This window comes from Asticcacaulis aquaticus (assembly GCF_028550415.1).
GTDB classification, from domain to species: Bacteria; Pseudomonadota; Alphaproteobacteria; order Caulobacterales; family Caulobacteraceae; genus Asticcacaulis; species Asticcacaulis aquaticus.
This window is the reverse complement of the sequence record NZ_JAQQKX010000001.1, coordinates 1-11510: the sequence shown is the minus strand read 5'-3', so window position 1 is coordinate 11510 and position 11510 is coordinate 1. Positions and strand designations below refer to the sequence as shown.

The 11510-nt window shown below is 62.0% G+C and carries 9 protein-coding genes; 4 read left to right on the top strand and 5 right to left on the bottom strand.

From position 1 onward, the window contains the following. Positions 1-132: 132 nt before the first annotated feature. Entirely contained in the window at positions 133-918 is a 786-nt protein-coding gene (locus PQU92_RS00045) for a response regulator (RefSeq protein ID WP_272746160.1), read from the bottom strand. A gap of 168 nt (positions 919-1086) precedes the next feature. Here PQU92_RS00045 and yaaA point away from each other — a divergent pair, with 168 nt between their 5' ends. Continuing rightward, the gene (gene yaaA, locus PQU92_RS00040) at positions 1087-1854 is read left to right on the top strand and encodes a peroxide stress protein YaaA (protein WP_272746159.1); all 768 of its coding nucleotides are present in this window, start codon (positions 1087-1089) and stop codon (positions 1852-1854) included. Here yaaA and PQU92_RS00035 read toward each other — a convergent pair. Both PQU92_RS00035 and PQU92_RS00030 read right to left on the bottom strand, forming a co-directional pair. Continuing rightward, positions 1851-2768, bottom strand: coding sequence for an L-threonylcarbamoyladenylate synthase (locus PQU92_RS00035; protein ID WP_272746158.1), 918 nt, complete (start codon positions 2766-2768; stop codon positions 1851-1853). The two genes, yaaA and PQU92_RS00035, sit on opposite strands and share 4 nt — an antisense overlap. A 40-nt stretch (positions 2769-2808) precedes the next feature. Further along, positions 2809-4092: a YceI family protein gene (locus PQU92_RS00030; RefSeq protein WP_272746157.1), complete on the bottom strand. Its 1284-nt coding sequence runs from the start codon at positions 4090-4092 to the stop codon at positions 2809-2811. Between the two features lie 225 nt (positions 4093-4317). Here PQU92_RS00030 and PQU92_RS00025 point away from each other — a divergent pair, with 225 nt between their 5' ends. After that, positions 4318-6078, top strand: a complete 1761-nt coding sequence (locus tag PQU92_RS00025; RefSeq protein WP_272746156.1) for an acyl-CoA dehydrogenase family protein — start codon at positions 4318-4320, stop codon at positions 6076-6078. Here PQU92_RS00025 and PQU92_RS00020 read toward each other — a convergent pair whose 3' ends face one another. Further along, the gene (locus PQU92_RS00020) at positions 6079-6996 is read right to left on the bottom strand and encodes a trypsin-like serine peptidase (RefSeq protein ID WP_272746155.1); all 918 of its coding nucleotides are present in this window, start codon (positions 6994-6996) and stop codon (positions 6079-6081) included. Between the two features lie 135 nt (positions 6997-7131). Between PQU92_RS00020 and PQU92_RS00015 the strand changes: the two genes are divergently transcribed. Further along, positions 7132-9393 (top strand): S9 family peptidase, encoded by a 2262-nt coding sequence (locus PQU92_RS00015; protein WP_438263795.1) that lies wholly within the window; start codon positions 7132-7134, stop codon positions 9391-9393. A 62-nt stretch (positions 9394-9455) separates the two neighbouring features. Further along, positions 9456-9989 (top strand): GNAT family N-acetyltransferase, encoded by a 534-nt coding sequence (locus tag PQU92_RS00010; RefSeq protein WP_272746152.1) that lies wholly within the window; start codon positions 9456-9458, stop codon positions 9987-9989. 5 nt (positions 9990-9994) lie between these two features. On the opposite strand, the gene PQU92_RS00005 is transcribed toward PQU92_RS00010, so the two are convergent. Continuing rightward, a partial coding sequence (locus PQU92_RS00005; RefSeq protein WP_272746151.1) for a glycoside hydrolase family 28 protein occupies positions 9995-11510 on the bottom strand: 1516 nt, incomplete at its 5' end.

Genomic DNA, 11510 nt, shown 5'->3' with positions numbered 1-11510 from the left:
GCGCGTCACGATTCTGTTATATAACAAAATTACTTAAAGAGTCAAAAACGTGCCATGTTACCAATACCTTAACGGGAAATATTGCAGCGCAATGCAAAGACCGCGACAGGTTAAACTCAGGTTGCGAGGAATTCAGGCGGCGAGGAACTGTTCGCTGAGCACGGCCTCGACCAGCAGGGTCAGATCGCCTGCGGTAAAGGGCTTCGGTAATTGGGCGGTGGCGCCCATATATTTCGCCGCCGAAAGCACCTGGCTGAAATCGACGCCGTTATCCGTGCCGGCCGACATGGCGATGACCGCCACCTGAGGCCAGGTGGCGCGGATGATCTGGATGCCCTCGATGCCACCCATGCCGGGCATGAAGATATCGGTGATCACCACATCGACGTGGGCGATATCGACGCGATCGAAGGCCTCTTCCATGGAGCGGGCTTCGGAGAGGCGATACCCCTTTTCGATGAGCGCCCTACAGGCCAGAGTCCGCACCACCCGGCAGTCATCGACCACGAGGATATGTTTCGCCTGCACCGGCGAACGGCGCATGTTCCACGCCGCGTCGAGAATGGCCGAGATATCCTGAGGCGCAAAGGGCTTCGGCACGACGAAATCGGCCTGAGCCTGACGCGCCATGTTGAGCGTCTTGGCCAGACCGCCGCCCCCCTGACCGCCCGCCGACATGATGGCGATCGGCACACCCTTCGCCATTTCGCGAATTTCGGGCAGATGCAGGATGGTGTTGCCGCCTTCGACATAGACGTCAAGCAGCAGCAGGTCGACCTTATGGGTTCGCAGGGCCGCATAGGTCGATTTGTAATCGAAACAGATGACGGTCGACCAGTTGAGCCGCTCCAGCATCTTCGAGATCAGCTGCGCCTGAACGCGACTGTCTTCGAGCACAAGAACGGTTCCTAAGGTCATGCGTCTCCCCACATTGCAAGTGCGAAAGACTAAACCCGAATAGGTTGCGCAGACGTAAACTAAAAAATAAAAAAGACATAAAGATGGACAACGTTTTGTAAAATACGAAACCGGTTACGCCTATATTTGCCCGTGACGACTCAGGCGTTCGGCTTTAGAAGTCGGGGCATGATCATCCTGTTGTCCCCCGCCAAATCGCTCGACGAGACGCCCTTCACACCCGCGCAGGCGACCAGCGAGCCGCGCTTCACGCGCGATACGCAGTCCCTGCTCAAGGTGATGAAGAAACAGACACCCGCCGACCTTAAACGGCTGATGGACATTTCGGACAAGCTGGCCGAGATGAATCACGCGCGGTACAAGGGCTTTGCCGATCAGGCCGCCCTGCCCGCCGCCATGATGTTCGACGGCGACGTCTATACGGGGTTGCGCGCCCGTGACCTCGATGCCGACGGGCTGGCCTTCGCCCAGGATCATGTGCGCATTCTGTCGGGGCTTTATGGTCTGCTGCGGCCGCTCGACTTGATCAGGCCCTACCGACTGGAGATGGGCACCTCGCTGGAAACGAGCAAAGGCGGTACGCTTTACGCGTTTTGGGGCGACAGAATCGCCAAGGAAATCAATGCCGACGCCAAATCAGTTGAGACGACGACCGTGCTCAATCTGGCCAGTCAGGAATATGCCCGCGCGGCTCTGACCCGGGCGCTGAAACCGAAAGTGGTCAATGTGAAGTTCCTTGAAATCAAGGACGGCAAGACCTCGATGATCTCCTTCTTCGCCAAGAAGGCGCGCGGACTGATGGCGCGCTACGTCATCGACCACCGCATCACCGATCCGGAAGCGGCCAAGGGCTTCGATTACGAAGGCTATCGTTTCGTGCCGGAAGCGTCGTCGGACGTCGAATGGACGTTCTCACGACGGCACCCACTGGTTTAACCCACAAACCCCGCCGCGCGCTTAAGGCGGTCGTTGATCGCCTCGCCCAGACCGTCCGCCGGAATCGGTGCCACGCAGATGCGCGCAGGCTTTAACGCATCGGCCTTGCGCAGACAGGTGAACAGATTGGCCGCCGCCTCCGACAGATCGCGCGTCGGGCTGAGGTTCAGCACCGGACCCGTAAAATCCGTATCGCCAAACGCCAGATAAACGCAATCCATTGGCGGATTATCAATATTGATTTCAACCGGTGCGTCCGGGGCATAGTGGAGCGACAAGCGGCCCGGCGAGCGGTGACCTTCGCTGGCGTCTTCGGCCAGAGCCCCCGCAATGGCTTCGATCTGCGCGCGGGTAATAGCGCCCGGACGCAGATAACGCACATCGTTCAAAACGCTGACGACCGTCGATTCCAGTCCCACCTGACAATCCCCGCCGTCGACCGACGCCGCCACCGACGGCCCGGTTTCCGATACCGCATCCTGAAAGCGCGTCGGGCTGGGGCGGCCCGACCGATTGGCCGAGGGGGCGACCACGCCGCCGCCAAACCCTTGCAAAATCGCCAGAGCCACCGGATGTGCGGGCACGCGGATCGCCACGCTGTCGAGCCCGGCGCGCGCCAGATCGCAGACCTTCGCGGTATCCCTGACCGGCACAACGAGAGTCAGCGGCCCGGGCCAGAAGGCCCGCGCCAGCGCGCGCGCGCGGTCGTCGAATATCCCGATCAATTCGGCGGCCTCAAGCGACGCTACGTGGACGATCAACGGGTTGAACTTCGGACGGCCCTTGGCCTCGAAGACCTTGGCTACCGCTGCCGGGGCGTCCGCCCGGGCGCCCAGACCATAGACGGTCTCGGTCGGCAGGTGGATCAACTCGCCGGTTTCAAGAGCGGCAATGGCGTCGGCTATGGTCGTCATGCCGCGGCTGTAACGCCGGAATATGCGCGCGACAAGCCCTTCATTTCGCTTTGGCTGAGACCTTCAGATCGAGCGACACCTCTGCCGGGACCGCATCCGTCGCCGCCCACTCGCCCGAACCGACGCCGAAATCGAGCCGGTTCAGCCGGGCCGTCGCCGTCATCAACGCCGTATCGCCGGTGATTTTCAGCGTGAACGGCAGGTTGAACGGCTTCGTCTGACCGTGCAGGGTGAGCTTACCCTTGGCCAGATATTTATCCGGGCCGGTTTTGGTGAAGGTCGTGCTTTTGAAGGTCGCCTTCGGGTGTTGCGCCACACCGAAGAAGTCGGCACCGGTCAGGCTGTCGTCGCGCATGGCATCGCCGCTATTGACCGAGGCCAGATCGATCACGACGGTGGCCGAGGACTTATCCAGCTGCTGCGGATCGAAGACGATGTCGGCGGTGTAGGCGCCGAATCCGCCCCTGATACCTTCGCCGTTGAAGGTCGTGGCAAAGCGGATATAGGAGGCCGACTTGTTCACAACCCATGTGGGCAAGGCTGTGGATTCTTCGCTCGCGGCCTGTGACGCACTTGTGGACGCATCGTCGGCAACCACCACGGATTCAGGGGATATCTCTGCGGAGGCTTCTGTGGACGAGTCGGGTGATTGTTCGGCTTCCGCCACCACGGGAGCGGCCACCGGCTTCGCACCGCGCATCAGGAAGGTCGCACCGACAAAGGCGCCGATCACGATTACCAGAGGCAACAGCCAGCGATAGTTGAGCGCGCTTTTGAGGATCGCAGGCTTCGGGTCCAGCCCCGGCAGCATACGCGTCACCGTATCGTCCCTGTGGATGAAATGGTGCATAATCGCCGCGCCGACGTGCAGCGGGATCAAGACATAGAAGATCAGCTTGGCGAACAGACCATGCAGATTATGGAACACGTCGTTCAGATCGTGGCTCAACGGCAGGTGCGGAATGGGCACCACACCGAACCACAGGGTCGGCACCGGCACCTTGGCGGTCGAGACCAGCGCCCACCCCGTCAGCGGCAGGCCGATCATCAGGACGTAGAACCCGATATGCACCAAGCGCGCCGCGGCCATCTGCCATTTCGGTCCCTCGATTTCCGGCGGTGCCTTATAGGCCAGCCGTAACCCGATACGCACCACGGTCAGGGCCAGAATGAGGAACCCCACCGACTTGTGCATCTGATAACGCGAGAACAGGCCCCCGTCCTTGTCCTCCAGCGTCCAGCCGAGAAACACCATATAAAAGATCAGGGCGGCCATCGCCCAGTGCAGGTAGCGCGAGGCGCGATGATAGGTGGTAGGCGTCATGGTTCGACTCACGTTTCGAGATTGACCAACTATGATAACGCAGCGGCGCAAAAGCAACGCCAATATGTAACTTTATTTATTACATTTTAAATATCATCCTCACAATGGCGCGCAATCCCTTGCGCCGCCATTCATTTTCCCTTGCGGCACTTCACGGAAGTGTGAGTTTCCCTGCCGCCACGTCATGCGTCATCACAAAACCAGACCATAAGAGGAACCGCTTCGATGACTTTCCGCGCCCCGCTCAAAGACCTTGCCTTCAGCCTTTCGGCGGTGACGGGGATAGAGCGGTTGTATCAAAGCCCCGCCTTTCCCGATTTCGACGCCGATATCCTCGATGCGGTGCTGGAGGCCGCGGGCGATCTGGCGAGCGATATCCTCGCGCCGCTGAACCGCGTCGGCGACGCCGAAGGTGCGCAGCTGGAAAACGGACAGGTCATCGTCGCCAGCGGCTTCAAGGACGCGGTCGCGGCCTTTGCCGACGGCGGCTGGTCCGGGCTGGGGGCCGATCCCGCCCATGGCGGTCAGGGCCTGCCCAAGGCGCTGGAAATGGCCGCCTATGAGATGTTCCACGCCGCCAATATGGCCTTCGCGCTCTATCCCACCCTGTCGCAGGGGGCGATCGAGGCGCTGAACCACCACGGCACCGACCGGCAGAAAGCCCTGTATCTGCCCAAACTGGTCGCCGGGGAATGGTCGGGCACCATGAACCTGACCGAACCGCAGGCCGGGTCCGATCTGGCGCTGTTGACGACCCAGGCCGTGCCGGACGGCGACGGTTATCGCATCACCGGCCAGAAAATCTTCATCACCTGGGGCGATCACGAAACCCGCGACAATATCCTGCATCTGGTGCTGGCACGCCTGCCCGACGCCCCCGCAGGCACCCGCGGCATCTCCTTGTTTCTATGTCCGAAATATCTGGTTGGTGAAGACGGCACCTTAGGAGCTCGCAACAGCGCCCACTGCGTCGGTCTGGAGCACAAACTCGGCATCCACGCTTCGCCCACCTGCGTCATGGCGTTCGAGGGCGCCTATGCCGAGCTTGTCGGCGCGCCGCATCAGGGCCTGATGGCCATGTTCACCATGATGAACGCCGCGCGCCTCGCCGTCGGGATTCAGGGCGTCGGCATCGCCGAGCGCGCCTATCAGCAGGCGCTGGCCTATGCGCTGGAGCGCAAACAGGGCAAATCGATCCTGACCGGTGAAGCGAAAGCACCGATCTTCAACCACCCCGATGTGCGTCTGATGCTCGGCCTGTCCAAGGCGAAGATCGAGGCCGCACGCGGTATCTGCCTGCTGACGGCCATCGCCGCCGACGAACAAAGGCTGGGCGAAGACGACGGTCGCCTCAAACGGCGCGAGGATTTTCTGGTCCCCATCGCCAAGGCGTGGTCGACCGATATCGGGGTCGAGGTCGCCTCCAGCGGCGTGCAGGTTCACGGCGGCATGGGCTTTATCGAAGAGACCGGCGCCGCCCAGCACTATCGCGACGCCCGCATCGCCCCGATCTATGAGGGCACCAACGGTATTCAGGCCGGTGACCTTGTCGGGCGCAAGCTGGGCGACGACGGCACGGCGGCGTTCGAGCTGATCCGCGACATCGAAAGCTTTATCAAAAACAACCGCTTCCCCGAAGGTTTTTACACGTCATTGCGCGCCCTGGCGGCGGGTCTGAGCGCGTTCGAAGACGCAACGCAATGGTTGATAAAGCAAAAACCAACCGCGCCCGGCGATGTGGCCGCAGGGGCTACGGCCTATCTGAAACTGGCCGGTGATGTGATCGGTGGCTATGTCCTGCTCAAGGGCGCAATGGCGGCACAGACGCGCATCGATGCGGGCGACGGTGACGCGGCGTGGCTGAAAGGCCGTATCGGATTGTGGCAGCTCTACGCCGCGCACGTCCTGCCGCATGCCGACGCGCACCTGACCTCCATCCGATCGGGCGTCGCCGTACTGGATGGCCTGACACCCGAAGCGCTCTGATTACTGCGTCGGATTATTGGCCTTGGCGAAGCGTCCCGTCACGACGGGCGAGCGCTTTTTCTTCTCGACCGAAGCGTCCTTGGCGGGGGGTTTGGGCGTCGGTTCCGGCGGCTTGACCGGCGCGGGTGGCGTGGTCAGGGTAATGCCGATCTTGACGCCGGTCCCCTGCCCCCGAGTGGCGTAAAGCTGCTCGATCGTCTGACGCACGAAGATGGCGTGGGTGACCAGCGCCAGCTCCAGCCGCTGACCGTCAACCTCGACCTGCTTGGTGAGGATGCCCGAAATCAGGGTCACCGGCGGCATTTCGGTGTCCGGCGCGCGGCTGGCCTTTTCGGTCATGAACACCGGGCCGCCGGAATTGCCGGGGATGGCCGTCAGGTCGATCAGAAACGTCGGGAAGCTGGTCGCCGGCCCTAACGGATACGACGCCAGCCGCCCGGCGCGCAAAATGGGGAAGCCGATCGTATTGGCCGAATAGCCGTGCGGATAACCCAGCGTCATCATCTCGTCGCCCGGCCCGACATGCATTTGATCGAAGGTCTTCTCGTTGGCCAGCCACTCCAGCGGAATAGCCTTGTCCTTGTAGGACGGCGGCACGGTGACGGGGATGACCGCCACGTCCTGCTTCGGATTCTGGGTCCACAGAGGGCCCTTGTCGTTGCGGATGGCGATGCGCGAGGGGCTGTATTGCCAGCCGCCATTGGGTGCCTTGACGCGCCAGCCGATGCGCACCTCATTGGCGGGCATACGCTCGAAGACGTGGGCGGCGGTGACCAGCACCACTTCGGGCGCGGCACCTTCGCGCGGGACGGAGACGAGAAACCCCGTGCCCACCATGCGCTTCTGGTCGTTTACCGGCTGATCGATCTGCACGGTCGCCTCGATCAGGGTCAGGGTCAGGTCTGCGTCCATCGTCATCCTTTACCTGCGAAAGTGGCCGAAACTATGCCCGACATGAAGGTTTGGTCAGTTGACGATGGAACGGGGATCGTATCACTGTCAATTATCTTCATCCTTGCGTCATGTACGCAATTTGTCAAAGGTGTCGTCCCTATGAAAAGCCGCCTTAATCGCCGAAATTTTCTCAACTATAGCCTTGGCGCATCGATTGCGCTGAATGCGGGCCTAAATGCCACGATATGGGCGGCCACACCTTTTTCTGCTTTTGCCCAAGAGAGCCTGATGTCGAAGACCCCCGCGCCTACCCCCGCCAAGATCCCGCACACCGTCGAACAACTGGGCGTAACGCGCGTCGACGACTATTTCTGGATGAAGGACGACAACTGGCAGGCGGTGCTGCGTGACCCGGCGGCGATCAAGGCCGACGTCAAGGACCAGTTGATCAAGGAAAACGCCTACACGACGGCGCTGCTCAAACCGACCGAAGGCCTGCAGACGACGATCTTCGAGGAAATCAAGGGCCGCATCAAGGAAGACGACAGCTCCGTGCCCGCGCCCGACGGCGGCTGGGAATACTATGTCCGCTACAATGTCGGCGGCCAGCACCCGATCAATGCCCGCAAGCCGCGCGGCAAGGCGAAAATCAGCACCGAAACCGTGCCGTTCAAGGGCATCCCGGCGGGCGAGCAGATCCTGCTCGACGAGGACGCCGCGGCCAAGGGTCAGGAGTATTACGCGACGGCGACCACGACCCACAGCCCGGATCACAAGCTCTATGCCTGGGCCGAGGACACGCAAGGGTCAGAGGTATATAAAATCCATGTGAAGGACCTCGCTACAGGAAAAATTCTTGGCACGCCGGTCGAAAGCGCCACGGGTGATTTCCTCTTCACCCCGGATTCACAGCATATCTTCTGGACCCTGCGTGACGACAACGGCCGCCCGTCGAAACTTTTCCGCCGTCCGGCCCGGGGCGGCGAGGACGTGCTGGTCTATGAAGAAAAGGACCCGGGCTTCTTCATGGGGGTCGGCCTGACCTCGGACGAGGCCTATATCCTCATCACCAGCAACGACCACGAAACCAGCGAATATCAGCTGATCCCGGCCCATGCCCCGGCGACCGCGCCGATCATGGTCGAAACGCGAAAGACCGGCGTCCAGTACAGCCTCGACCACTGGGACGACCGCTTCGTCATCCTGACCAATGCCGATGAGGCGGTCGATTTCAAGATCATGACCTCGACCTATCCCGTGCCGTCGCGCGTAACCTGGAAGCCGTGGATCGCCCACCGTCCGGGTATCTACGTCACCGGTTTCGGCCTGTTCAAAGGCTTTATGGTGCGCACCGAACGCGAGAACGCCAATTCGCGCATCGTCATCACCAAGAAGGCCGACCTCAGCGAGCACGAAATCGCCGTGAAGGAAGAAGCCTATGCGCTCGGCCTCGGCGGCTCGCTGGAATACGACACGACGGTGATGCGTTACACCTACACCTCGCCAACGACCCCGGCCCAGACCTTCGACTACGACATGCAGACCCAGAAGCGCGTCCTGCGCAAGACTCAGGTCGTGCCGTCGGGCCACACCCCCACCGACTATGTCGCCAGGCGCCTCTATGCCAAGGCTCCGGATGGTGCCGAAGTGCCAGTGACCGTGCTGATGAAAAAGGACACCAAACTGGACGGTTCCGCGCCGCTGCTGCTCTATGGCTACGGCTCCTATGGCTATGCGATGGACCCGACCTTCTCGGTTTCGACCCTCAGCCTGGTCAATCGCGGCTGGATCTATGCCATCGCCCACATCCGCGGCGGCACCGAAAAAGGCTATGGCTGGTTCCTTGACGGGCGCAAGTTCAAGAAAAAGAACACCTTTACCGACTTCATCGCCTCGGCCGAGCATCTGATCGCCAACGGTTACGGCGCAAAGGGCCGCATCGTGGCGCAGGGCGGTTCCGCCGGCGGGATGCTGATGGGGGCCATCGCCAATCTGCGTCCGGACCTGTGGGGCGGCGTCATCGGTCAGGTGCCGTTTGTCGACGTGCTCAACACCATGAGCGATACCTCCCTGCCGCTGACCCCGCCGGAATGGCCGGAATGGGGCAACCCGATCGAGGACAAGGCGGCCTACGACTATATCGCCTCCTACTCGCCCTATGACAATGTGACGAAGCAGGCCTATCCGCCGGTGCTGGCGACGGGCGGCCTGTCTGATCCGCGCGTCACCTACTGGGAGCCGATGAAGTGGGCGTCGAAGCTGCGCGAATACACGACGTCGGGCTCGCCGATCCTGCTCAAGATCAATATGGAAGCCGGTCACGGCGGCGCCTCGGGCCGCTTCGACCGCCTGAAGGAAACCGCGCTGAACTACGCCTTCGCCATCTGGGCGCTGGACAAGGGCTGGACGAAACCGGCTTAACACCACCCCGCCTCCCCATCGCGCCGCGCCGCGATGGGGAGGCGATTTTACAGAGTTCCGATATGCTTATCCGCCCTGCCGAACCGGCCGATTTCACCGCCATTGCCGACATCTATCGCGACGGCGTGCTCCACGGCACCGGCACCTTCGACGAAGTGCCGCCGACAGCCTCCGCCTTGCAGGCCCGGTGGCAGGAAATCACCGCGATGAACCTGCCCTATCTGGTGGCGGTCGAGGGCGACAACATCATCGGCTTTGCCTATGCCTCGCCGTTCCGTCAGCGCGTCGCCTATCGCTACGGCGTCGAGGACAGCATCTACGTCCATCCCGACCACAAGGGTGCGGGCGTCGGCAAGGCGCTGCTGTCGGCCCTGATCACCGCCTGTACCGAGGGCGGTTTCTACGCCATCTATGCCGTGATCGGCGATGCCGCCAATACCGGCTCGATCCGCCTGCACGAGACGCTGGGGTTCGAACATACCGGCACCCTGCCCAGGGCCGGTTACAAGTTCGACCGGTGGATCGACGTCATTTTCATGATGAAGACCCTGCGCCCGATGGACGGCCCCGCCGAAGGCACGGGCTGGGCAATCTGAACCGCTTACCGACACATGGCCCATTTGTCGCAGGTGACGCTATCAAGGCCCGGAAGTCTGGCAACATCGGCAGCGGTCCACGCCTTGCCCGCAATCGTCACGTGGTCCAGCGCCACATCTCTGGCGTCGATGACCACGGACGGCTGTTGTTCCTCGCCGACGACAAGGTGACTAAGGGTGAGGCCCGTCACCGGACTGTCGGGTCGTCCCCGTATCACCAGCACGCGACGCGTCGACACCACCCGCGACTCGCTGAGCGTGATGCGACGTACCGATGGAACGAACGCCCCGCCCTCGCCCTCTTCGTAATAGAGCCAGATTTGCAGGAAGGTCTTGTCGACCCGTCCTACCTTGATGCGGGTCATGTGAATATCCTCGACCACGCCGCCGCGATAGCCGTTAGTCTTGATGCCCAGCGCCTGCGACAGGTGCGGACTGTCCATCGTGCAGTCCTGCACATAGACGTTGCGCACCCCGCCGGTCATCTCGCTGCCGATGGCGACGCCGACATGGCCGTCTTTCATCAGGCAGTTGCGGATGACGAGGTTTTCGCACGGTTTCGCCACGCGGCGGCCATCGGCATTTCGCCCAGCCTTGATGGCGATGCAGTCATCGCCGGTATTGAACGTGCAGTTGTCGATCAGCACATCGGTGCAGGATTCCGGGTCGCAGCCGTCATTGTTCGGTCCGTGACTGTCACAGGTCACGCCCCGGAACGTGACGCTATCGCACAGGACCGGGTGCAGCAGCCAGAAAGGTGAAGAAACGACCGTAACCCCTTCGAACAGCACGTTTTTACACAGATATGGCTGAAAGAACGGCGGGCGCAGGCGGCTGCCTTCGCCGAAAACCCGCTCGACCACGGGCACGCCGCGTTCGGCCATGTCGAACAGTCTGGTGCGATCACCCGCCTGACGCTCCGCTATCGGCGTATCGCTGAACTTGCCATCGGCCCATGGGCCTTTCCACGGCCACCAGGTCTTGTCATCCGCCGAACCGTCGAGGATGCCGCCACCTGTTACGGCGATATCGTGCTCACCATAGGCATAGACCAGGGGATGATAGCCCATCAGCTCGACGCCTTCCCAGCGCGTCGGCACCACGGGAAGATAACGCGCCGGTTCGGGGATGAATTTAAGCCGCGTCCCCTTTGGGACGTGCAGTTCGACCTTTGACCGCAGACGGATCGGCCCGGTCAGACAGACGCCGCTGGGCAGCACGACGCGACCGCCCCCCGCCTTGACCGCAACGGCAATAGCTTTGGCGATCGGCTGGCTGTTGTCGGTTTTACCGTCACCACGCCCGCCATAGTCGGCGACGCGAAAGTCCCGCTTTGGGATAGCGGGCTGTTTGATGCGCCGGACAATCTCCTCCGCTTTCGCGGTGGGATAGGGCGAAGACGGGCTGGCCGCCTGAGAGGTAGCGGCCAGCCCCGCCCCCATCACGCCCCCCATTACAGCAGCGGCTCCCCCAAGCCACTGACGGCGCGTCGATGAAGGCGAAACGGTATAGGTCATGATG

What these genes read in the sequence shown, in the direction of transcription:
- PQU92_RS00045 (WP_272746160.1), bottom strand. Translation starts at nt 918, where the DNA reads ATGACCTTAGGAACCGTTCTTGTGCTCGAAGACAGTCGCGTTCAGGCG.
- yaaA (WP_272746159.1), top strand. Translation starts at nt 1,087, where the DNA reads ATGATCATCCTGTTGTCCCCCGCCAAATCGCTCGACGAGACGCCCTTC.
- PQU92_RS00035 (WP_272746158.1), bottom strand. Translation starts at nt 2,768, where the DNA reads ATGACGACCATAGCCGACGCCATTGCCGCTCTTGAAACCGGCGAGTTG.
- PQU92_RS00030 (WP_272746157.1), bottom strand. Translation starts at nt 4,092, where the DNA reads ATGACGCCTACCACCTATCATCGCGCCTCGCGCTACCTGCACTGGGCG.
- PQU92_RS00025 (WP_272746156.1), top strand. Translation starts at nt 4,318, where the DNA reads ATGACTTTCCGCGCCCCGCTCAAAGACCTTGCCTTCAGCCTTTCGGCG.
- PQU92_RS00020 (WP_272746155.1), bottom strand. Translation starts at nt 6,996, where the DNA reads ATGACGATGGACGCAGACCTGACCCTGACCCTGATCGAGGCGACCGTG.
- PQU92_RS00015 (WP_438263795.1), top strand. Translation starts at nt 7,132, where the DNA reads ATGAAAAGCCGCCTTAATCGCCGAAATTTTCTCAACTATAGCCTTGGC.
- PQU92_RS00010 (WP_272746152.1), top strand. Translation starts at nt 9,456, where the DNA reads ATGCTTATCCGCCCTGCCGAACCGGCCGATTTCACCGCCATTGCCGAC.